General features: G+C 57.8%; 20 protein-coding genes and 1 tRNA gene. 12 read left to right on the forward strand and 9 right to left on the reverse strand.

What is annotated here, in order from left to right; all coding sequences use genetic code 11:
- Positions 1-58: 58 nt before the first annotated feature.
- Genes terL through ACR0AW_RS06080 form a run of 3 tightly spaced genes read right to left on the reverse strand, consistent with a single transcriptional unit; the run spans position 59 to position 3,342 of the window.
- Positions 59-1,537 carry a phage terminase large subunit gene (gene terL / locus ACR0AW_RS06070; RefSeq protein ID WP_170733137.1) on the reverse strand — a complete coding sequence of 493 codons (1,479 nt, stop codon included), beginning with the start codon at positions 1,535-1,537 and terminating at the stop codon, positions 59-61.
- Entirely contained in the window at positions 1,524-1,955 is a 432-nt protein-coding gene (locus tag ACR0AW_RS06075) for a DUF5681 domain-containing protein (RefSeq protein WP_170612267.1), read from the reverse strand. Before ACR0AW_RS06075 ends, terL begins: the two co-directional genes overlap by 14 nt.
- On the reverse strand, positions 1,948-3,342 hold the full coding sequence (locus ACR0AW_RS06080; protein WP_480438771.1) for a site-specific DNA-methyltransferase: 1,395 nt from the start codon (positions 3,340-3,342) through the stop codon (positions 1,948-1,950). Before ACR0AW_RS06080 ends, ACR0AW_RS06075 begins: the two co-directional genes overlap by 8 nt.
- Before the next feature lie 463 nt (positions 3,343-3,805).
- On the opposite strand from ACR0AW_RS06080, the gene ACR0AW_RS06085 reads away from it, so the two are divergent.
- Genes ACR0AW_RS06085 through ACR0AW_RS06095 form a run of 3 tightly spaced genes read left to right on the forward strand, consistent with a single transcriptional unit; the run spans position 3,806 to position 6,125 of the window.
- Positions 3,806-4,036: a DUF3489 domain-containing protein gene (locus tag ACR0AW_RS06085; protein WP_170733138.1), complete on the forward strand. Its 231-nt coding sequence runs from the start codon at positions 3,806-3,808 to the stop codon at positions 4,034-4,036.
- Positions 4,033-4,449: a DUF2924 domain-containing protein gene (locus ACR0AW_RS06090; RefSeq protein WP_170733139.1), complete on the forward strand. Its 417-nt coding sequence runs from the start codon at positions 4,033-4,035 to the stop codon at positions 4,447-4,449. Before ACR0AW_RS06085 ends, ACR0AW_RS06090 begins: the two co-directional genes overlap by 4 nt.
- Entirely contained in the window at positions 4,446-6,125 is a 1,680-nt protein-coding gene (locus ACR0AW_RS06095) for a recombinase family protein (protein WP_170733140.1), read from the forward strand. Before ACR0AW_RS06090 ends, ACR0AW_RS06095 begins: the two co-directional genes overlap by 4 nt.
- A 375-nt stretch (positions 6,126-6,500) precedes the next feature.
- Here the strand turns inward: ACR0AW_RS06095 and ACR0AW_RS06100 are convergent.
- Positions 6,501-6,590, reverse strand: a tRNA-Ser gene (locus ACR0AW_RS06100).
- Positions 6,591-6,793: 203 nt separating this feature from the next.
- On the opposite strand from ACR0AW_RS06100, the gene ACR0AW_RS06105 reads away from it, so the two are divergent.
- The 8 genes from ACR0AW_RS06105 to ACR0AW_RS06140 all read left to right on the forward strand — a co-directional run bounded on the left by ACR0AW_RS06105 (position 6,794) and on the right by ACR0AW_RS06140 (position 14,371).
- Positions 6,794-8,101 (forward strand): SPOR domain-containing protein, encoded by a 1,308-nt coding sequence (locus ACR0AW_RS06105; RefSeq protein ID WP_170733141.1) that lies wholly within the window; start codon positions 6,794-6,796, stop codon positions 8,099-8,101.
- 18 nt (positions 8,102-8,119) lie between these two features.
- Positions 8,120-9,286, forward strand: a complete 1,167-nt coding sequence (locus ACR0AW_RS06110) for a D-alanyl-D-alanine carboxypeptidase family protein (RefSeq protein WP_170733142.1) — start codon at positions 8,120-8,122, stop codon at positions 9,284-9,286.
- Positions 9,283-9,915 carry a dTMP kinase gene (tmk, locus tag ACR0AW_RS06115; protein WP_170403915.1) on the forward strand — a complete coding sequence of 211 codons (633 nt, stop codon included), beginning with the start codon at positions 9,283-9,285 and terminating at the stop codon, positions 9,913-9,915. Before ACR0AW_RS06110 ends, tmk begins: the two co-directional genes overlap by 4 nt.
- Before the next feature lies 1 nt (position 9,916).
- Entirely contained in the window at positions 9,917-11,035 is a 1,119-nt protein-coding gene (locus tag ACR0AW_RS06120) for a DNA polymerase III subunit delta' (RefSeq protein ID WP_170776339.1), read from the forward strand.
- Positions 11,035-11,841: a TatD family hydrolase gene (locus tag ACR0AW_RS06125; protein ID WP_170733144.1), complete on the forward strand. Its 807-nt coding sequence runs from the start codon at positions 11,035-11,037 to the stop codon at positions 11,839-11,841. The genes ACR0AW_RS06120 and ACR0AW_RS06125 overlap by 1 nt, the downstream gene beginning before the upstream one ends.
- Complete coding sequence (locus ACR0AW_RS06130; RefSeq protein ID WP_170511617.1) at positions 11,838-12,635, forward strand: MBL fold metallo-hydrolase; 798 nt, start codon at positions 11,838-11,840, stop codon at positions 12,633-12,635. Before ACR0AW_RS06125 ends, ACR0AW_RS06130 begins: the two co-directional genes overlap by 4 nt.
- A 44-nt stretch (positions 12,636-12,679) precedes the next feature.
- Entirely contained in the window at positions 12,680-13,612 is a 933-nt protein-coding gene (locus tag ACR0AW_RS06135) for an AEC family transporter (protein ID WP_170733145.1), read from the forward strand.
- Between the two features lie 72 nt (positions 13,613-13,684).
- Entirely contained in the window at positions 13,685-14,371 is a 687-nt protein-coding gene (locus tag ACR0AW_RS06140; RefSeq protein ID WP_170733146.1) for a CbiX/SirB N-terminal domain-containing protein, read from the forward strand.
- Between the two features lie 25 nt (positions 14,372-14,396).
- Here the strand turns inward: ACR0AW_RS06140 and ACR0AW_RS06145 are convergent, their stop codons facing one another.
- The 5 genes from ACR0AW_RS06145 to ACR0AW_RS06165 all read right to left on the reverse strand — a co-directional run bounded on the left by ACR0AW_RS06145 (position 14,397) and on the right by ACR0AW_RS06165 (position 18,775).
- Positions 14,397-15,395 carry a GGDEF domain-containing protein gene (locus ACR0AW_RS06145; protein WP_170733147.1) on the reverse strand — a complete coding sequence of 333 codons (999 nt, stop codon included), beginning with the start codon at positions 15,393-15,395 and terminating at the stop codon, positions 14,397-14,399.
- Positions 15,392-15,979, reverse strand: coding sequence for a heme NO-binding domain-containing protein (locus ACR0AW_RS06150; RefSeq protein WP_170733148.1), 588 nt, complete (start codon positions 15,977-15,979; stop codon positions 15,392-15,394). The genes ACR0AW_RS06145 and ACR0AW_RS06150 overlap by 4 nt, the downstream gene beginning before the upstream one ends.
- Positions 15,980-16,102: 123 nt before the next feature.
- Complete coding sequence (locus tag ACR0AW_RS06155; RefSeq protein WP_170733149.1) at positions 16,103-17,662, reverse strand: trimethylamine methyltransferase family protein; 1,560 nt, start codon at positions 17,660-17,662, stop codon at positions 16,103-16,105.
- 113 nt (positions 17,663-17,775) lie between these two features.
- Positions 17,776-18,471 (reverse strand): HAD family hydrolase, encoded by a 696-nt coding sequence (locus ACR0AW_RS06160; RefSeq protein WP_170733150.1) that lies wholly within the window; start codon positions 18,469-18,471, stop codon positions 17,776-17,778.
- Between the two features lie 19 nt (positions 18,472-18,490).
- Positions 18,491-18,775 (reverse strand): DUF3572 domain-containing protein, encoded by a 285-nt coding sequence (locus tag ACR0AW_RS06165; RefSeq protein WP_170397013.1) that lies wholly within the window; start codon positions 18,773-18,775, stop codon positions 18,491-18,493.
- An 83-nt stretch (positions 18,776-18,858) separates the two neighbouring features.
- Between ACR0AW_RS06165 and ACR0AW_RS06170 the strand changes: the two genes are divergently transcribed.
- Positions 18,859-20,265 carry a diguanylate cyclase gene (locus ACR0AW_RS06170; protein WP_480438776.1) on the forward strand — a complete coding sequence of 469 codons (1,407 nt, stop codon included), beginning with the start codon at positions 18,859-18,861 and terminating at the stop codon, positions 20,263-20,265.
- Positions 20,266-20,268 lie beyond the last annotated feature (3 nt).

Raw genomic sequence — 20,268 nt, forward strand, 5'->3', positions numbered from 1 at the left:
GTCCGACATCGGCCCTCCCAGCAATATTCAACGAGTTTTCAAGCTTGACGCTGAGGTTTTACCGCCGTCTGACCCTCTCTCGATTGCGCTCCCGACGTTCGATGTTGATCCGGTGGTCCCGGCCCAATGCCCGGTAGAAGCCCGGTCCCTTGGACCAGTTCAGAAAATGGGCAAAGCTGTCGACCTGATCGTCGTTGCGCCCGCGTGGAAAGGACTGAAGCTCTCGTTTGAATACCGGCAGCCAGGGTGCGTCTGCAGGCAGATACACCTTGCCCTCTTCGACAGGACCGCAAGCGGACTGGAACCGGGTTTCCTTGTCTTTGTCGGGTTTAATGCGTTCGTAGCGCCGACGGTTATCACGAAACAATTCGTCCAGAAGCGGTTTGCCGGAGGCCGCATCTTCGATCAGAACACGATCGGGATCCCAACGACCGACAAGCTGCAGTGCCTTGGCTTTTAGGTCTGGGTAGTCTACCTGCCCGCGCCAGACGTCGAGAAGGTACCACGCGTTTTCTCGGAACCCCCAGGTCGTACAGGCCGAGAAGTCGGATCGCGGATCCGCAGACATCCCCGTATCCCAGCTTTGAACAACCAGTTGGAACCAGCGACGATCTTCGACGGTCTCATAGGTGCCGAACCACTCCCAGCGCAGCGGCGAGCCATCTGGCGCAATCGGGTTCTGCTGATACTGGCAATTGAACACAGCTGCGCCCATTTCACGACGTTTTGTATCCAGCGTGTTCTGATCCAAACGGGACGGGCACAGGAGATCACCTGGTTTGCGGCACATGACCCTTCCACGCCCGAGAGGCACCTTCTCATGTTCTTCGGCGATGGCAGGCAGATTCAGGTGCCGATAGGTCCCACGTTCAAGCAGATAACCCGGCGGATCCATCTCGTGCAGCCGTTGTGCAACCATGACCACGCGCCCTTCGGCCGGGTTGTCGAAGCGCGACAGCAAGGTCCCCTCAATGAACTCCTGTGCCTTGACCAGCTCGGCCTCGGAGCCCGCATCTCCAGCTTTCAGCAGGTCATCGATGATGATGTAATCAGCGCCATGACCGGTGACAGAACTTCCGATGGAGACAGCCTTACGGCTGCCTCCCTTTGTGGTGCGGATTTCTTCTGAGGTGTTGCCCTTTTTAGCCAAGACCGTTTCAGGGAACATTTCCCGGTACCAGCGCGCAGACATGATCCGACGACAATCCTCGGAATGTTTACGCGCCAGATCCAGCCCGTAGCTGGCAACAATGATTTTGGCGCTGGGGTTATGACCCAGAAGATAGGCAACATACGCAACAGCCACTGTTACGGATTTCAGGCACCGCGGCGGAATGTTGATGATCAATCGCTTGTTCTCGCCGATGCGTACGTTGTCCAACTCATGGCACATAGCACGCACATGCCAGGCCGGATCAAAGCCGCGGTCAGTCCCCTGGTGCAGCGTGCCAAACACACGCCACACGAAGGGAAAGAAATTATCCCGGCAAACCTCGCGAGCGACCTGCCGGACCATTTTGGGATCAGGAGCTGACATCATTGGCCTCCTCATCTTCCGGACCGCCGTCACCATCCGGGTGACTGGAAAAGAAATCCCGGAGGATGTCGTAGTCGACAGCGTCCGGCTCAACCGCACGGACGGTTTCTTGCGCGTCCATGTCACTTGTGTTGAACAGATCTGCGTCCAGCTTCAGCAGCGCCATCAACAATTTCGTGTCGCCCTTCAACGCGCCAGCCGTGAGCCGCTTGGCAATTGCCTCCGCCTTGGAAATCCGGATTTCGTGGCTGCCTTCGCGAACCGTAATCTTGGTTTCCAATTCACGTTTCAAGCTGGCATTCACCCCTTTGGCACCTTTCGGCCGCCCTTTCGGATTGCCGGATCGGCCTTTCTTGAATTGGGTTGCTTTAGGCGGTTTGCCGTAGCCCACTTCGTAATCTTTCGTATCGTCAGACATGATCCGCCTCCTGCTTCGAGGCGGTGTCGCTGGCCGCAGAACGCGCATCGAACGTTTGCCCCGTGACGGCATGCACGGCGCTCTCACCGGTCATCTCCTGCCAACGACGGATGGCGACGTCGACGTAAACAGGGTCGAACTCAATAAGCCGCGCCCGGCGTCCGGTTTTCTCAGCGGCCAGCAAGGTTGCACCGGACCCGCCAAAGGCGTCCAGCACGACATCGCCGCGATGACTCACATCCATGATGGCATCCGCGAACAGGGCCGTTGGCTTCACCGTGGGATGATCAGCGAGATCCGCTTCACGCCCTGCCCCAAAGCTGTTCACACCGGCATAATCCCAGACATTGGTCCGGTTGCGCCCGTGTTTGCCCAGCTCGACGTTGTTGATGTGCGGCGCACCAGGCTTCTTGAAGATCGCAACCAGCTCGTGCTTGGAGCGATAAAGGCTGCCCATGCCTCCGTTCGTCTTGTTCCAGACACAGAGGTTGATGAGATCAAAGCCGCCTGCCTTGCCCGCCGCAATCAGTTCTTCGATGTGACGCCAGTCCATACAGATCATCGCAATGCCCCCGCCCGGCAAGCAGTCAAACAGCCGGTTGTTCACGTCCGAGAGAAAGCCACGGAACTCGCTATCCGACATTTCTCCCGACGCCATGGCAAATTCGCGATGATCGCCGCCGGTGCCGCAACGGACATGCCCATTGACCGGCACATTGTAAGGAGGATCAGTGAACACCATATGCGGGGTCTCGCCATCCAGCAGCATCTCGTAGCTCTGGGCTTGCAGGGCATCCCCGCAGAAGATGCGATGATCTCCGAGAACCCAGAGGTCGCCCGGCTGCGTGATGACAGGTACCGCAGGGTTCGGCGTCTCAACAGATTCCGCTTCCGTCTCTGTGGCCTGGCCCGCACTATCGATGATGATGTCGATCTCCGGTGTTTCGAACCCGGTGATGTCCAGATCAAAGTCCAGCTCGCCATCAAGGCTGAGATCCATCAGCTCGGCAAACTCGATCTGCAGCGCCGCTTTGTTCCAGTCGGACAATTCCGCCAGCTTGTTATCCGCGATGCGCAGGGCGCGTACTTCAGCATCTGACAAGTGATCCGCGACAACCGTCGGCACAGACTTCAACCCCAGAGCCTTGGCGGCCTCATAGCGGCCATGACCCGCGATGATTGTGCCCGAACCATCCAACAGGATCGGGGTGACAAAGCCAAACTTGGCCACCGACGCTTTGAGCTTGTCGATATTCTTGGCCGCGTGCACGCGGTTGTTGTTGGCGTAAGGCTTGATCTGGCTGACCTGGGATTGGATGACTTTGTCCGCCATCCAGATCGGCGTGTTGGACACCTTGGCGTCGTTGTGTGTTTTCTTGGCAGACATAGCCGCCTCCTTTCGTTTGACGCTCGTTAGCGTCGACAAGAAAGGATCGTGTTGGGAATTCGGAGAGAGCACGATTAACAACTCTCCGGACCAATCGATCCGGTTCGTTGCCCCTTCGAATGCTCTCGGTCTTATCCGCTTCAAAAAATGCGGCGCCGAATGCTGCCTGGGAGATGTATCCACCTCCCCGTGGGACCTTGTCCCTTGCAGGGCTGGCTAGAATCTATGCGCGGGCTTTTGCAATTGCAACCCCCAAGCAAAAAGTAACCAATTAAGATTGTTGACGAATAATCGGGGGTACAGCAGCAACGCCCGGCATAACACAGCCCTCTTCGGATTGCCCCAGAAAGAGCTGGACTGTTGCTGTGAACCACGCATCACTGAACCCACGCCCGAGCCATTCGGGCGCTCCTCGGTACGGGGGTTCGGCATTCCGCCAGCCCCAGATCAGAGGAGACGATACATGTCCAAATCCAAACCAACCAAAATTGACAAGGTGCAAGCTTTGTTGCGTCGCCCGAGCGGCGCCAGCCTTGAGGCGCTCTGCAAAACAACGGGGTGGCAGCCTCATTCGGTCCGAGCAGCTCTAAGCGGTCTGCGGAAAAAAGGCGTCACAATTGAACGGCGGGCATCCGACAAACCAAATGGACCATCCACGTATCACCTGACGGCGGGAACAGGAGAAGAGTCATGACGAAGACGAGCGATGTTGCCGATCTGGCCACCATGGGTCGATCGGATCTGGTCACGCTTTGGCAGCGACTGTTTGATCAACCCGCACCCGCCATGCTCAGCCAACCTTTCCTGCGCCGTTTTATCGCCTTTGAGATGCAGTCCCGCCGTCATGGCGGGCTACCCCGGCAGGTCAAAGCCACGCTGGACAAGGGCGCTGAGAAGAAGCCCCGGCCTGCCTGTCCTACCCTAAATCCCGGCGGGCGCTTGCTGCGCGAGTGGAATGGCGTGACCCATATGGTCGATGTGACAGGGAACGGCTTCACTTGGAACGGTCGGTCCTATCGCTCGCTCTCCGCCATCGCCCGAGAGATTACCGGCGCGCATTGGTCAGGGCCGCGTTTCTTTGGGCTCACCAGCAAGGGGGCCAAATGAGCCCGCGCCGCAAAATCCGATGCGCCATATACACACGCAGGTCCTCAGAAGATGGTCTGGATCAGGACTTTAATTCCCTGGACGCGCAATATGAGGCCTGCGCAGCCTATATCGCCAGCCAGCGACATGAAGGCTGGACCTTATTGCCAGTCCGCTACGATGACGGTGGCCTGTCGGGCGGCACCCTAGAGCGCCCTGCCCTTCAGCGCCTTCTTGAAGAGATCGATGCCGGGCGCATCGACATGGTCGTGGTTTACAAGATTGACCGGCTGACCCGGTCGCTTGCCGACTTCTCCAAGCTGGTCGAACGGTTGGAAAAGGCGAACTGTTCTTTTGTCTCGGTTACACAGGCCTTCAACACCTCATCGTCCATGGGCCGGCTGACCCTCAATGTGCTGTTGTCCTTTGCCCAGTTCGAACGGGAAGTCACTGCGGAACGTATTCGTGACAAGATTGCCGCCTCCAAGAAAAAAGGGCTCTGGATGGGTGGTAACCTGCCCCTTGGTTATGACCGCCACCCCGATCCGAAGGCAAGAACGCTGGTGGTGAATGAGAAGGAGGCCGGAACCGTCCGGCTTCTCTTTGGTCTTTATGGGGAACTGGGGTGCCTGCGCAAAGTAGAAGAACGGGCAACAGCAGAACGGTTGCGGTCTAAACGGGTAGTTCGGGAAGATGGAAGCGTGAAGGGAGATTGTCCGCTGTCACGCGGCCAGATCTACTATCTGCTGCGCAACCCGGTCTATCTCGGTAAAATCCGCCACAAGGATAAGATCTGGAACGGACAACATCCGGCGATCATCGACCAGGACATCTGGGACCGGGTGCAGGAGAAAATGCGCCAAGCGTCGCGGCGATCCCGTGCAGACCCTACACCCAATGAGCGCCAACGTACCAATGACCCCGGCGCCTGGCTTACGGGTCGTCTGAGGGATAAGACAGGTGATCGGTTGACGCCAACCCACACCACGCGCAAAGGCAGACGGTTGCGCTACTATGTCTCCAATAGATTGATCTCGGGCGGCAAGGATACTTCCGGCTGGCGACTGCCCGGACCGGCGCTGGAAAACGCGGTCATTGATGTCATCGTCAGACATCTGCAAGACGCCGCCGTCGCGCATCAGGTACTGGCGCAGCCGGAGGCCGGGTTAGCGGAGGCGGTTCAGACTTCAGTTGCGGATTTAGTAACCCGGCTTCAACGCCAAGGCGGTCAGGTCGGCGCTGCTCTTCTGACCAAAGGCAAAATTGCACGAGGACAGATCGACCTCGAATTGAGCCCCAAAACTCTGGCAAGCGCATTTGGCATGGCTGCGGACCATCTGCACCCGGATCTCATACACATCACCGCATCTTTCGATCTGCGCCGCCGCGGCGTTGAGGCCAAGGTTATCGCCGGAGACATGGCACCCCAACCTGATCCTCACCTCCGGTCCATGCTGATCCGCGCCCATGGCTGGGCGCGCGATCTAAAAGCCGGAGTTCAACTGATGGAGATCGCACGCCGCGAAAGCGTCCCCGGCGCCTTCATCCGCACCCGCGCCCAGCTCGCCTTTCTCTCCCCGAAGATTCAGGCCGCGATTCTCGACGGCACCCAGCCGCCCGAACTCACACTCAAGCGTCTGGTCAGCGTGACCCACCCACTTGATTGGTCCGAACAGGAACGCCAGTTCGGCTTTTGATGGCTCCAGATCCTGCGTCCCTGATACGGGGTTCGCCCTCCCTGATCCGTCGGAACAATTCCCTGTTCCCACGAGAAAATTCCCTGTTCCATGATTTAGGGAATTTGCAGCCTAAGCTATTGGAAAAAATAGAGTTGTGACATCTGAAATGTCGGGTTCCAGACTTGGTTTGCAGAAATTCCCTGTAAATTGCCGGGTATCAGGGAAATCCAGCCCAAAGCGACCCCGCCAAAATGCGGCACTGAGACTTGGGCCTGAATTGCACTCTGAGTGTACGGTCTGCTCAGTCTCTGATTGAAAGCGCATACGCCAACGCGCGGGAATTACGGCACAATTCTGGATCAGAAAATTCGACTGAAGTGAGACGGGTATGAGTGGCGGGGAGACAGGGATTCGAACCCTGGGAACGCTCTCACGTTCAACGGTTTTCAAGACCGCCGCATTCGACCACTCTGCCACCTCCCCGCGTGAGGCTGGGTCTATGACGAGTTGAGCGCGGAGGCAAGCCATAAAGCGGGAAATCTTGCCGAAGCGAAAGCAGCAGTCTTTCCATGGCCCGACGCCCGCGCTATGATCTGCGGGAAAGACCGCACAAGACTGGCAACAAGAACCAGCAATGACGCGGTGGGGCGCGGCCAAACGGCCTTGTCAGGCAAGGGATTGAGAAAATGGAGCGAGCTACGGGCACACGCTTTGGGCCACAACGGCTGGCAATTTTGGTCGTGGCCATGACAGCATTGGCTGGGTGTGAAGAAGGGCTACTTACAACAGAGGACCCGCCTGAGGATACCGCAGCCGAAGATGCGGACAACACCAACCGGTTTGAATTGTTCCCAGAGGCCGCCTCGACCAATCAGCGCGATGTCGAAGCGCCCGAGGTTTTTCAGGTCACCGAAGCCGGGCTGTGGGACGGACGGCCATCGCTGGGTGGTATCTGGGTGGCGCATCCCGATGTAACGCAACCCGAACGTGTGCTGATCAAGAATACCGCCAACAACAAATCGGTAACGGGTGCCCTGTTCCGCCGTGAGCGGAATTTGCCGGGGCCCGCGCTGCAGGTTTCGTCATCCGCGGCTGAGCAGTTGGGAATGCTGGCTGGTGCTCCGACCAAGGTTCAGGTTGTCGCGCTGCGACGTGAGGCCATTGAAGAACCCCCCGCACCAGTCGAAGCAGAACCTGCCGAAGACACAGATAGTGCAGAGGATGCGGATGCCACTGTCACAGCGGACGCCTCGGAAACGGGCGCTGCTGAAAAGCCTCAAAAGCGCAAGTGGTGGCAGAAAAAACCCAGCACCGAAACAGCGGCCGGGGCTGCGGTCGTTGCCGGTGCAGCGGTTGTTGCCTCGTCGGATGATGACGCACCCAGTGCAGAAGCCCCGACCACCGAACTAGCCGCGACCGAGGCTCCCGCCCCAGAGAAACCGGCCAAACGCAAATGGTGGCAGAAGAAACCAAGCGATGAGACCGCGGCCGCAGCAGCTGGCGCAGCAACTGCAGCGGCTGCCGAGGCCGAGACTGCGCCGTCAGAAACGCAGACCGCTGCGCAAACCGCTGCCCTGTCCGATCCCGAACTGACGGCACCGGCTGAAAAACCGGCCAAACGCAAGTGGTGGCAAAAGAAAGACCCTGACGCAATCACCGAAACGCCTCTGGACCCGATTGCCGGCGCAGCAGCGGCTATCGAGGCCTCTGAGCCAACGGCGGCGGCGCCAGCTGCAGCAAGCACTGCGGCAACCGGCGGATTGGCAAAACCCTTTGTTCAGGCTGGCACCTTCAGCGTAGAATCCAACGCCAAGAGCGCGGCAGACAAGATTCGCCGCAACGGTATGGCTGCCGAAGTGTTCGAGCTGAAAAGCGAGGGCTCATCGGTCTGGCGCGTTCTGGTTGGGCCTGTTGCGACCCGCGCGGAACGCCGGGCGATGTTGAACGATGTGAAAGACCTTGGGTTTACCGATGCTTTCACGGCAAAGAACTGACCGAACAGGAGGCCCATGATGCTTTCCGCTTTGCGATCCACCACTCTGGCTCTCGGGCTGGCGCTGTTGGCGCTGCCCGCCCATTCCTTCGATACCACCGCGCGCGCGGCTTATGTAATGGACCAGAAAACCGGCACTGTACTATTGTCGAAAGACGCCGATCAGCCTCTGCCCCCGGCGTCCATGTCGAAGCTCATGACGCTTTATGTCGCGTTTGAAGCCCTACGCGATGGCCGCCTGACGCTGGACGAAACTTTGCCCGTCTCGGAGCATGCGATGAGCTATGGCGGCTCGACCATGTTCCTGAACACGCAGGATCGTGTCCGGGTCGAAGATCTTCTGCGCGGGATCATCGTGCTTTCGGGCAATGACGCCTGTGTCGTGATCGCCGAAGCGCTCAGCCCCGACGGAAGCGAGGCCGGGTTTGCCCGCTTCATGACCCAGCGTGCGCAGCAGATGGGCATGAACAACTCGAACTTCGCCAATTCCAACGGCTGGCCTGCAGCTGGGCACATGATGTCAGTGCACGATCTGGCGGTTCTGGCCGACCGGCTGATCACCGATTTCCCCGAGTACTATCCCCTGTTTGCCGAAGAAGAGTTCGAATTCGATGGTCGCGCGCCCTCGAACGCGCGGAACCGCAATCCGCTGCTGAAGCTGGATATCGGGGCCGATGGCCTCAAGACGGGCCATACTCAAGAGGCAGGATATGGTTTGGTCGGTTCTGCCAAACAAGGCGACCGACGGGTTGTCTTTGTTCTTTCAGGGCTCGACAGCACCGCCAAGCGCGCAGAGGAGGCTGAGGCCGTGGTTAACTGGTCGTTTCGAAATTTTGTCGAGAGGACAGTTGCCAAATCAGAAGAACCAGTAGCCCAGGCCAAGCTTTGGATGGGGGCGGAAAAGACTGTGGGATTGGTGCCCGAGGGTGATCTGACCTTGCTGTTCCCCGTTTTGGGCGACAAGGACATCAAGGCCGAGGTTGTCTATGACGGCCCTATCAACGCACCGGTCAGCAAAGGCCAGCAATTGGCCGAGCTTGTGATCCAACCCGAGGGATTGCCCGAAATCCGCCGCCCGCTGGTTGCGGAAAAGGATGTTCCCTTGGGCGGGTTTGTCGTGCGTATGTTGACCGTGGGTGGCATCGTTCTGAAAGAAGTGATCAACACTCCGCTGGAGCAAATGTGACAGCGCGCGGAACGTTTCTGACCTTCGAAGGCATTGACGGATCAGGCAAGTCCACGCAGGCGCGCCTGCTGGCCGAGCACTTGCGGCATCAAGGCCGCGACGTCGTTCTGACGCGCGAGCCCGGCGGATCGGACGGGGCAGAAGAAATTCGCAGCCTTGTGCTGCAGGGTGATCCGGACCGCTGGTCGGCCGAGACCGAGATCCTGCTGTTCACCGCTGCCCGGCGCGATCATCTTGAGCGCACGATTGAACCCGCGTTGGCAGAGGGCAAGGTTGTGATCTGCGATCGCTTTGCCGACAGTACCCGGATGTATCAAGGTCTGTCGCGCGGCGATCTGCGGGGTTTGGTAGATCAGTTGCACAGCTTGATGATCCGGCGAGAGCCAGATATGACATTGCTGATCGATATGGACCCGGAAACAGGCCTGTTGCGCGCCAAAGGTCGTCAGGGCACCGAAGAACGGTTCGAAGATTTCGGTTTGGATCTTCAACAACAGATGCGGGCAGGTTTTCTGGGTCTGGCCCAAGAATTCTCTGACCGTTTCCACGTGGTCGACGGCAATCGGGACATGGACAGCGTTGCGCGGGATGTGACAGATATTGTCATGGCGTCACTGCAATTGAGCTGACATGAGCGACGATATCCAAACACCGGATCAGGCCCCTGGTGCCCCGCATCCGCGCGAAACTCTCAAGCTGTTCGGACAGGATGCGGCCCAAGAGGCGTTTTTAACCGCGTATAACTCGGACCGGCTGCACCACGGCTGGTTGCTAACGGGGCCGCGCGGCGTGGGCAAGGCTACCCTTGCCTGGCGCATTGCACAGTTTTTGTTGGCCACACCTCCGGCAGATGAAGGCGGGTTGTTTGGTGCCCCTCCTGCGCCTGAGACGTTGGACATCGACCCGGACCACCCCGTCGCACACCGTATCCAGGCGGGGGCCGAGCCCGGCCTTGCCGCAATCACCCGGTCCGTCAACGATCAGGGACGGCTGCGCAACGAAATTGTTGTCGATGACATCCGCAAACTGGGCAAGTTCTTCGGCCTGTCCTCTGCCGATGGTGGTCGCCGGGTTGTTATCGTCGATTCAGCGGATGAAATGAATGTCAGCGCCGCCAATGCGCTGCTGAAAATGCTCGAAGAACCCCCAGCGCGCACGACGCTGCTGCTGGTTTCACACCAACCTTCGCGCCTGCTGCCGACCATCCGTTCGCGTTGCCGCACGCTGCGGCTTTCACCCCTTGGCGCAGATGACATGCAGGCCGCGCTAGCGCAGACCGGCACAAAAATCCCTAGTCGGGCCGAGCATTTGGCAGCCCTCGCCGCCGGTTCAGTGGGTGATGCCGTCCGCTTGATCAATCTCGGCGGGCTAGAGCTTTATGCCGAGCTGATTGCAATTCTGGGCTCCCTTCCCCGGCTCGACCGCCAGCGCGCCCTGAAACTGGCAGAAGCGGCAGCTCAGCGGGGGGCTGCCGAACGGTTTGATCTGCTGCTTTCACTGATCGACGTTGCGCTCTCGCGTTTGGCGCTGACAGGTGCAAAAGGTGCCACCCCCATACCAGAGGCCGCCCCGAATGAGGCTGAAACTCTGTCGCGCCTCTCTAACTCGCAGCACAAGGCCCGCCAATGGGCGGAGGTCGCCGCGCTCATCACGACGCGCGCGCGGCATGGGCAGGCGGTGAACCTTGACCCTGCCTCGCTTGTCCTAGATACGGTGTTCAAGATACAGGAAACCGCCGGTCACAGCTGATGAGCCTCACCCCCGAAATTACCGACAGCCACTGCCATCTGGATTTCCCTGATTTCGACGGTCAGTTGGATGATATCGTCGCCCGCGCTGCCGAGGCTGGCGTGACCCGCATGGTGACCATCTGCACCCGGCTGCGCAACGAACCCGCTGTGCGCGCCATCGCCGAGGCTCACGCCCCAGTCTTCTACGCTGCAGGCACCCACCCGATGAGCGCCGCTGATGAGCCGATGGCCACGGTCGATGAGCTGGTCGCATTGGCTAAGCATCCCAAGTTCGTGGGCATTGGGGAAAGCGGGCTTGATTATCACTACACGGCCGAGTCGGCGGATGTGCAGAAACAATCACTGCGCATCCATATCGAGGCCGCCCAGCGCACTGGCCTGCCATTGATCATCCACGCGCGCGCGGCTGATGACGACATGGCCCGCATTCTGGCCGAAGAGCATCGCAATGCGCCCTATTCCTGCGTCATGCATTGTTTCTCTTCATCGGCTGAACTGGCCCGGGCCGCGCTTGATCTGGGCTTTTACCTGTCCATGTCCGGCATCGCGGCCTTCCCAAGAAGCCAGGAACTGCGCGATATCTTCGCTTCGGCACCTGTTGACCGAATTCTGGTCGAAACCGATGCGCCCTATCTTGCCCCCCCACCATATCGCGGTAAACGGAATGAGCCCGCCTATACCGCACACACCGCCCGTAAAGGGGCTGAGGTCTTCGGATTGGATTACGCAGATTTCGCCGCAAAAACGCAGGCCAATTTTGATCGGCTCTTCACTAAAGCCGCCACATACAAGGCGGCTGCATGAGCGAGCTGCGCCTGACAATTCTGGGCTGCGGGTCATCCGGTGGCGTCCCCCGTCTCGGGGGACATTGGGGCGATTGTGATCCGGAAAACCCGAAAAACCAGCGTCGGCGATGCTCGTTACTGGTCGAACGGGACGGGCCGGACGGGACTACTTCGGTTCTGATCGACACCTCACCTGATATGCGTAGCCAATTGCTGGACACCGGGACGGGGCGATTGGACGGTGTCGTCTACACGCATTCCCACGCCGACCACATGAATGGGATCGACGATCTGCGGATGATCGTTTTCAATATGAAAACCCGCGTCCCCGTCTGGGCCGATGGTGACACGCAGAACGATCTGCTCAGCCGGTTTGGCTATGCCTTCGTTCAGCCCGAGGGATCGCCCTATCCGCCCATACTCGACCTCAAAACAATCAATGGGCCGTTCGAAATTTCCGGCCCTGGTGGCACGATCCCACTTCGGCCATTTCGCGTGAACCACGGATCGATTGATGCGCTTGGCTTCAGAATGGGAAACATCGTCTATCTGCCTGATGTAGCAGAGCTTTATGATGAGAGCATGACTGAACTGGCGAATCTGGATTGCCTGATTATTGACGCCCTGCGCCGCTCTCCGCATCCGACACATGCCCATCTGGAAAAGACGCTGGAGTGGATCGACCAATTGAAACCAAAACGCGCCGTTTTGACCAACATGCATATCGATCTGGATTATGCGACGGTCGATGCGGAAACACCGGATCATATCACGCCTGCCTATGATGGCATGGTGATCCGGCACGCCCTGTAAGGCATGCTGCTGCACGCGCTTACGATACCCCGTATGGCGCCGCCATGTTACAAAGCCTGATTGATGTCATCCTGCCGGTGTTTCTGGTCATCGGTGCCGGATACACGGCGACGAGGTTCGGCTATTTTCGCGAAACCCATATCGATGGGTTAATGAGTTTCACGCAGAACTTTGCCATTCCCTGCCTACTGTTTCTCGCCATTGCCAATCTCGATCTCGGCACCAGCTTCGATCCTCGGCTTTTGGTCAGTTTCTATTCAGCAGCTGGCCTGTGTTTTGTCGCTGGTATGATCGGTGCGCGCCTGATCTTCGGACGAGCGTGGGAGGATTCGGTTGCTATTGGATTTTGCTGTCTGTTTTCAAACTCGGTCCTCTTGGGGTTGCCTATTACCGAGCGCGCCTATGGGGTCGAAAATTTAGTTGGCAACTTCACAATCATCGCGTTCCACTCACCCTTTTGCTATTGCCTCGGCATCACGGTGATGGAGGTGCTTCGAAACCGCGGCAACGGCGGAGTGCTGATGTTGAAATCCGTGCTGTCGGCCATGTTCAAGAATGCACTCATTCTTGGGATCTCGTTGGGGTTTGTCGTAAACCTCACTGGACTGGCCATACCCGGAGTTGTAGACGAAGCCTTGAACCTGATCACCCGCGCGGCCTTGCCCGGTGCCCTGTTCGCGCTGGGGGGCGTGCTGGTTAAGTACCGACCCGAGGGCGATCTGCGTACCATTATTTTCGTCTGCTGTATCTCATTGATGCTGCACCCGAGCCTGGTTTGGTTCTTCGGGTCATCTCTGGCGCTGCCGCAAGACCTGTTCCGCTCGGGCGTTCTTACCGCAGCGATGGCGCCGGGGATCAATAGCTACATCTTCGCAAACATGTACGGACATGCCAAACGTGTGGCCGCGTCGTCGGTTCTGATCGGAACGACCGTGTCAATATTGACGGTCTGGTTGTGGCTGACCCTCTTGGGATGACGAAAGTGCCGACACAACATTGACTCTGCCTGCCAGCAATACATCTATCGCAGAACCTATCCGGAGCCCTGCATGACACACGCCGTTATCGTCGCCCATGGCCAACCCTCGGACCCTGCACCTGCAGAAGCTGCGCTAGCAGCCTTTGCGCGAGAGGTAGATGAGTTATGTCAACGGGTTTCGGTATCGTCGGCCACATTGGCAGCCCCGCAGTCGTTGGAAAATTGCCTTGATGGATTGACCAGCGACACAGTTATCTACCCCTTATTCATGGCGCGCGGCTGGTTTGTCACCAGCGCTCTGCCAAAGCGGATTGGCCAGCGTTCTGTCACGATTCTGGACCCCATGGGTATCGATCCCGAACTGCCAGCCCTGATTACAGCGGCCATACATCAGGAACTGACGAACAGGGTTTGGAGCGCGGCGGACACAGATCTTGTGATCGCTGCACATGGCTCGGGCCGCAGCGCCAATCCGGCCATTGTCGCAAAGGGTTTCGCCGAGAATCTGGGTCGGCTTACCGCGTTCAATAGCATTCGCACCGGGTTCGTTGAGCAAACCCCATCAATTGCGGACGCCGCCACCGGGTGCGGTGGCAAGGCGCTGTGCCTGCCGTTTTTTGCCTGCAGCGGAGGCCATGTTTTGGAAGATGTGCCCGAGGAACTTGCCCGCGCCAGCTTTCACGGACACGTAATGCCCGTGATTTCAGAGCTTCCTCAGGTCAAACGACACATCGCGGCGGTGTTGGATACACAGTAGCGAAGCAATGGGGGGCCACCTGCAGTCAACCGGATTGCTGCGCATCCGATAGCTCGCAATAGAAACGGTGGCAGGATCGCCCGCTTCGTTTCGCGGCGTATAAAGCCAGATCGGCGGCATGAAGAATATCCTCGGCCTTGGGCACTTCGAATTGTGTCGAGAGTGCTGTACCAATACTTGCCGATATACGGCAGGTTGCCCCATCGAACTGCATCGGCTTGCGCAGGCGTGAAATCAGGCGCCCTGCAATACCATCAAGCTTTGTACGATCGTTCATGCCCTTAAAAATCAAGACAAACTCATCACCCCCGACTCGGGCAACCGTGTCGTCGCTGCGTGTGACGTCCAGCATGATCTTTGCTGCTTGCTGCAGAACATAGTCCCCTGCAGCATGCCCCAATCGATCATTGACCGATTTGAAGAAATCCAGATCCAGATGCATCATTGCAAAACTCGATTTCGCCGAAATCAAATGCCCTAGAATATGATCCATCGCACGTCGATTTTTCAGCCCGGTCAACGTATCCGTGTAGGCTTGTTCTTCTGCCGCCAGCATCGCACCTTGCAGACGCAAGTTCAGCGAGCGTGACGCTTCCATCGCGGCAGAATTTGCCTCGACCAGATACAACAATTCTATGGCCAGATCAGTGCCCGGGAAATCGGTGCTGGTCAGAGAATAGTCGCGTACCGCATCCAGTATCGAAATTCCAAACGACAGGTTGATGACCGCCCCGCTACCGCCAGGAAACGGCGCGATCAGACCTTTGAACGCAGTCTGCGGCCGGTCTTGAAACCTGAGGTGTAGCTTTCGGTCCGGCACCATCATCAGCGCAGCTACTGTCGTGATTGAGCGAGGGCGCACCAGTTCAAAGACATCCAGAAAGCTTCGGCCGACCATAGGCCGATCCGGACGTAGCTTCTGCAGAGTTGGTCCAACCTGCCCGATCCGCCCCATGTCATCTACAAGGACGAACATCGGACATAAGGTGTCCAGCAACTGTCCAAGATCTGCGGTCTTGATCATGATTTACGTGCCCCAAGATCAAAGTGACGCCCTTCGGCAAACGCGCTTTCGATCAATGTGATTGAAATCAACTCAGCCCCGTTTTGGCACCCTTCATTGGACAGGATCACCAACGCCCCATAGTCATCCGCCATGGCTCGCAGTACACCGGTCATGACGCTGGAATACCCCGGCAAATCAGGAGTGCAATGCAGGTGATATTCCCCGGGCGAGTGTTCCTGCAATTCCAAATCCGGCAATCTCAGATCGGACACAGCAAGGCGGACGCGATCCGACAGATCATCAAGCGAATGCAGAAACTCCAAATAGGTGACCCCGCCAAAACGCAATAACCTGCGTAGATCTTCCATGTTCGAGTGTGAGACCAGATAAGTGCCCAAATCCTCAAGAAATTCGGATTTTGGGCGGTTCAAGTCAGCGCACAAAGCGTCGAGCACTCGGGTCGATATCTCCGTGTCATAGATCAACATCGCCTCGAACTCGTCAAATCCCAGCCCGGCCGTATGAGTCGCGCGCAACCAGCATTGACGCCCGTAGGTGGTGCAGACAAAGGATTGGATCGCCCTGTTGATCAGCCCGTGCATGAGTCGCCTCAGATTGAAAGACACTCTCAAGTGATCGCAGAAAGCTTAACAAACACCCAAAATCCGATACGGGACTATGAGAATCCGATCCAATCCCAAACTGAAGGGCTGATTGGGCAGCGATCAGAAATCGGTCGGCGCACCGCCTTCGGCCTTGCGGCGCTCAACAAACTCGGCCAGCTCCTCGCGGATCGCCTCATCCATCTTCGGGGCATCGAAATTGTTCACGATCTCCTTAAACATCCGATGGGCACGTTCCGCAGTCCAGATACCACCAGCTGCTTCCCAGGCTTCGAAGTTTTTCCAGTCACTCAGGAACGGCTGATAAAATGCGGTGGTATAACGATCTTGCGTATGTTGGATGCCAAAGAAATGCCCGTCGTTCCCAACAGACCGGATCGCTTCAAGGGCGATGTCATCCGGGCCCGTTGCTGTCAGTTCCGGCTGCATATACCGCTGAATCTGCTGCAGGATTTCGCAATCCATGATGAATTTCTCGGGGCTTGCGATAAGGCCTCCTTCAAGCCAGCCTGCCGCATGATATACCATGTTGGTGCCTGACTGCACCGCCGCCCAAAGGGAATTCGAGGTTTCCCAAACCGACTGCCCATCGGGCACATTTGCCGCGCAAACGCCCGAGGACCGCATAGGCAAGCCATAATACCGTGCCATCTGCCCAGTCATCTGGGTCGAGCGCATGTATTCCGGTGTCCCGAATGCAGGCGCACCAGATTTCATATCGACATTCGAAGTAAAGGTCCCGATCACGCATGGAATACCCGGGCGAACGTACTGAAACAACGCAATCGCGCACAGCGCTTCGGCAAGCGATTGTGCCACTGCGCCAGCCATCGTCACAGGGGCCATCGCCCCGGCCAGAGTGAAAGGCGTCACGACAATTGCCTGCCCACGCCGCGCCAGCCGTAGGCAGCCATCGATCATTGGATGGTCGTGTTTCAACGGTGAGGTCGAGTTGATGTTAGTGTACATCCGGGGCGTGGCCTCGAATTCCTCGTGGCTCAGGCCACCCGCGATACGCACCATCTCCATCACGTCTTCGACGCGCTCTTTCCCCAGCGAATAGGCATGCATTGCCTTATCAGTCAGGGTCAGCTTGTCATAAAGCACATCAAGGTGCCGTATGCTGGCGTGGATATCGACCGGCTCAACCGGATATCCACCTGCAAAGTGGATACAGTTGAAGTATTGCGTCAGCTTCAGCAGGTCCTGACACATCCGCCGGGTGCCGGGCACTTTTTTTCCGATTTCCATGTCCCAATAATTTGGTGGGGATGAAACATTGCCGAACAGAATGGTCTTGCCACCAATCTCGATCTGATGCTCCGGGTTGCGCGGCGTGATGGTAAATTTGTTGGGCGCCTTGCTCACCATTTCCATCACGAAATCCCGGTCCATACGGACGTTGTCGCCGGAAATTGTACAGCCCGCCTTGCGCAGGATCCCGATGGCTTCTTGATTGTAGAACTCGATGCCGATCTCTTCGAGAATCCGCATGGCACCTTCGTGAACCGCTTCGATTCCCTCGGGTCCCAACGGCTCGATTGGCTTGTCGATGTTTGTGGGCGGGTTCCAGGGCATCTGCTCGATCACCGCCGCGCCGCGCCTCGCGGCTGCGCCCGCGCGTCCACCACCGCGACGTTTGCGTGTCTTGCTCTCAGCCATCACCATCCTCCGCGCTTTCACTCCTATGAAAGCCCCGAAGACTCAGCATCGCCGTTCTGTCTGCGACAAGAGTTGTCGGTTTTATTATCCAACCCGGCGATTTGGAACCGAGGTTATTCGGTTTTCGACAACCAGCCGGGAATGTGCCCGATGTTGGGCAAGACGACATCCGCCAGCGGTTCGAGTGTTTTGGCCGTCGCCATGCCGGTCAGAACCCCGATGGTGACCATCCCTGCGGCGCGTCCCGCCTCTAGATCGTGAAGACTGTCACCAACCATCGCAACACGAGATGGCGCGACCTCGACATGCTGAGCAAAGGCCAATAGCTGCCCCGGACCTGGCTTGTAACCATGTCCGCTGTCATATCCGGCTACAAAATCAAAATGGTCTCGCACACCAACGGACTGCAGGTGCTGCAGGGCCGGCATTTCAGCATCGTTCGTCGCAACGCCCAGTTTCAGCCCGGCGCGACGCAGCTCGGCAAGGAATGGTGCCAAGGGAACGGCTTGGATCTGCTCTGCGTTCGCTGACGCCCGGTTGAGTGTTTCGATCAGGTGCCCCAAAGATACCTCAGGCAAATGCGGTGTAAGGGCTGCAGCAACTTCATCGACCGTTCCGGCGATGACTACGCTATTCGGGTCGTAGCTCTCTTGTTCAAAATCAAATCCGATGGCCTTCCCCAACTCGGTCGCGCGCTGCACATCTCCATCAGAGAGCTGCAGCATCGCGATACGCCCGAACGCACCCCAAGTGGCTGCAAAATCAAAAAGAGTACCGTCCTTGTCGAACACGAGGCCGTCGATTGCCATGAAACAAATTTCCTTTGGGTTAGGTCCAGTGCATATCCGAAATTCCGGACAACGCGGCACGGGCTTGACCCGGCTCTTCGTAGGGCACGGAATTGGCGTCACAAAAAGCGATCACCCATGAATCGTCAAGCAGCAGAAAGTCCAACACAGACCCAAGAAATTCAGCCTCACCCGCACGGTCGCGCAAATCTTGTTCCGAGGCACCTGTCGCCCCCAGGAAAACGGGCAGCAACTCATCATTTCCCACCAGCCAGCCCAGCACATTCAGGGCCAGAGTTTCAGCGGAATTGGCGGAGATCGGCATAAACTGGCCTCGGACACTGTGTTGGAAAGGGTTTGTTAACCAGACTCATAAACACTTTAGCAACGCATGCAATCAAACGGTGAATGGCTATGTCTGTACAAGGCACCATACTCGTCCTCGACGGTGTTTCGACCAATCGTATAATGCTCAAGGTTCAGTTGACGGCCGCCTGGTACCATGTCGTGCAGGGTGAGAAACTGGCCGGGCTTGGTGCATTGCTGCGGCGGACACGGCCTGATCTGGTTCTTACAGCGCAAACTCTGCCCGACGGAACCGCTGTGGATGTTAAGAAAGTGATGACGGCAGATCCTGCCCTGATCGATGTGCCGATTGTGGCGATTGCACCGCAAAACGACAAAGCAGCGCGGTTGAAAGCACTGTCGGACGGGCTGGACGATGTGCTTGGCTATCCGTTCAAAGATACTCTTCTATTGGCCCGCGTGCGCAGCTTGTTACGTACGCGCGCCGAACGGCAGGAATTAAACATCGAAGGTTCGGTCCAAACCATTGGCTTTGGCGAGGCGCCACAGGTGCTGATCGCCCCGCCATCGACGGCAGAGATCGCGATCCTGACGCAAACAGTTCGAACCAGCGCGTTGTGGAGTAATGCTCTGACCCATCAAACCCGGCATCGTGTGACCGGCCATACTCTGCCTGATCTCAAAGGCATCCTGTCCGGAACGATCCCGGACGCGATTGTTGTTGAGCTTGCACCGAATAGCTCGGGGCGGAACCTTCTGGCAGATCTTCGGTCGCGCGGCGCGACACGAAATACGGTGCTGATCGGTGTGTTGCCGGATGATAATCCCGCACTTGCGGCCGAGGCGCTGGACCGAGGTGCTGACGCGGTCTGCATGGGCGGGTTTCAGACAGATGAGATATGCTTGCGGCTTGAAACTCTGATCGCCCGCAAGACCCGAGACGACAGATTGCGAGCGACATTGCGCAGGGATTTGGCCGAATCCCTGATCGATCCGCTGACCGGACTGTTCAATCGCCGCTATGCGATGCGCGCGCTGGACCAGATCGCGCATCAGGCCCCAGAAACGGAACACGGATTCGCCGTGATGCTGGCCGATCTGGACCACTTCAAGGCAATCAATGACCGTTACGGTCACGCCGCGGGGGATTTGGTTCTGACCGAAACCGCGAAAAGGCTGCGAGTCGTGATAGGAAAAACCGGTTTTGTCGCGCGTATCGGCGGCGAAGAGTTCATGATCGGGCTACCGAATGCCTCAACCGACCAAGCGCTGAAGCAAGCGAAGCAGATCTGTGAAACAATTTGCGAAACACCTTTTCAGCTGCCGGATCGTCCAGCCCCAGTACCCGTAACGATCAGCGTGGGGGTGAAATTATGTACCCCGCCCGAACTTTCTCATCCAGGCGAAACAGACCCGGTTGGTCGATTGATCAGCTCGGCGGACAAAGCACTTTATGCCGCCAAAAAAGCAGGCCGCAACCAGGTACAGATTCGGCAAAGCGCAGCGTGACTA

The sequence above is a fragment of the Ruegeria sp. C5 genome (genome assembly GCF_056537605.1).

Coding starts and splice junctions, on each gene's coding strand:
- terL (WP_170733137.1), bottom strand. CDS start 1,537: ATGTCAGCTCCTGATCCCAAAATGGTCCGGCAGGTCGCTCGCGAGGTT.
- ACR0AW_RS06075 (WP_170612267.1), bottom strand. CDS start 1,955: ATGTCTGACGATACGAAAGATTACGAAGTGGGCTACGGCAAACCGCCT.
- ACR0AW_RS06080 (WP_480438771.1), bottom strand. CDS start 3,342: ATGTCTGCCAAGAAAACACACAACGACGCCAAGGTGTCCAACACGCCG.
- ACR0AW_RS06085 (WP_170733138.1), top strand. CDS start 3,806: ATGTCCAAATCCAAACCAACCAAAATTGACAAGGTGCAAGCTTTGTTG.
- ACR0AW_RS06090 (WP_170733139.1), top strand. CDS start 4,033: ATGACGAAGACGAGCGATGTTGCCGATCTGGCCACCATGGGTCGATCG.
- ACR0AW_RS06095 (WP_170733140.1), top strand. CDS start 4,446: ATGAGCCCGCGCCGCAAAATCCGATGCGCCATATACACACGCAGGTCC.
- ACR0AW_RS06105 (WP_170733141.1), top strand. CDS start 6,794: ATGGAGCGAGCTACGGGCACACGCTTTGGGCCACAACGGCTGGCAATT.
- ACR0AW_RS06110 (WP_170733142.1), top strand. CDS start 8,120: ATGCTTTCCGCTTTGCGATCCACCACTCTGGCTCTCGGGCTGGCGCTG.
- ACR0AW_RS06120 (WP_170776339.1), top strand. CDS start 9,917: ATGAGCGACGATATCCAAACACCGGATCAGGCCCCTGGTGCCCCGCAT.
- ACR0AW_RS06125 (WP_170733144.1), top strand. CDS start 11,035: ATGAGCCTCACCCCCGAAATTACCGACAGCCACTGCCATCTGGATTTC.
- ACR0AW_RS06130 (WP_170511617.1), top strand. CDS start 11,838: ATGAGCGAGCTGCGCCTGACAATTCTGGGCTGCGGGTCATCCGGTGGC.
- ACR0AW_RS06135 (WP_170733145.1), top strand. CDS start 12,680: ATGTTACAAAGCCTGATTGATGTCATCCTGCCGGTGTTTCTGGTCATC.
- ACR0AW_RS06140 (WP_170733146.1), top strand. CDS start 13,685: ATGACACACGCCGTTATCGTCGCCCATGGCCAACCCTCGGACCCTGCA.
- ACR0AW_RS06145 (WP_170733147.1), bottom strand. CDS start 15,395: ATGATCAAGACCGCAGATCTTGGACAGTTGCTGGACACCTTATGTCCG.
- ACR0AW_RS06150 (WP_170733148.1), bottom strand. CDS start 15,979: ATGCACGGGCTGATCAACAGGGCGATCCAATCCTTTGTCTGCACCACC.
- ACR0AW_RS06155 (WP_170733149.1), bottom strand. CDS start 17,662: ATGGCTGAGAGCAAGACACGCAAACGTCGCGGTGGTGGACGCGCGGGC.
- ACR0AW_RS06160 (WP_170733150.1), bottom strand. CDS start 18,471: ATGGCAATCGACGGCCTCGTGTTCGACAAGGACGGTACTCTTTTTGAT.
- ACR0AW_RS06165 (WP_170397013.1), bottom strand. CDS start 18,775: ATGCCGATCTCCGCCAATTCCGCTGAAACTCTGGCCCTGAATGTGCTG.
- ACR0AW_RS06170 (WP_480438776.1), top strand. CDS start 18,859: ATGGCTATGTCTGTACAAGGCACCATACTCGTCCTCGACGGTGTTTCG.